This is a genomic window from Bacillus sp. JJ864 (assembly GCF_036963045.1).
Classification (GTDB): domain Bacteria; phylum Bacillota; class Bacilli; order Bacillales; family Bacillaceae_G; genus Bacillus_A; species Bacillus_A pseudomycoides_C.
In genome coordinates, this window is sequence record NZ_JBALLY010000209.1 from 2,747 (window position 1) to 3,195 (window position 449).

1 protein-coding gene is annotated in these 449 nt (G+C 30.1%); it reads left to right on the forward strand.

The window, feature by feature from the left end:
• Positions 1-27 precede the first annotated feature (27 nt).
• On the forward strand, positions 28-276 hold the full coding sequence (locus V7024_RS23085; protein WP_098634812.1) for an LPD11 domain-containing protein: 249 nt from the start codon (positions 28-30) through the stop codon (positions 274-276).
• Positions 277-449: the final 173 nt, after the last annotated feature.

Sequence of the window (449 nt, forward strand, 5' to 3'; positions counted from 1 at the left end):
TCTTTTACTTAATGGAGGTAATGGAAAATGAAAAGGTATGAAGATATTTTACAATCAGATGAAAAGTTTAGATATCAACTATTAAGTCGTTTGCAAATGGACTGTAATTATTATTTAGGATATGGAAATAAAGGTAAAAATGCACTTTGGGCAAAGGATGAGAAAGAGCAAATTGAATTAATGAAAGAGTTGTGGAAAAGTTTTGCCGAAGGTGATAAACCAGAATGGCTAACATGGGACGATATTATGAATTATGAATCTAAAATGATTGAATAAAAAGTGTATTTTATTTAATGGATCAATCCAAAAGAAGTTGCTGTTAATTATATAAACAGCAACTTCTTTTTGTGATTATAAACGTGTCAGTTTAGCTCGTAAGAGCCAGAGGATTAACGAGTAGTAAATTTGTATTAGAATAATAGAAAGCCGTTATGTGAGCTTAATAGAGG

Bases quoted from the DNA above. Each gene is read 5' to 3' on its own strand.
- V7024_RS23085 (WP_098634812.1), top strand. From the start codon at position 28: ATGAAAAGGTATGAAGATATTTTACAATCAGATGAAAAGTTTAGATAT.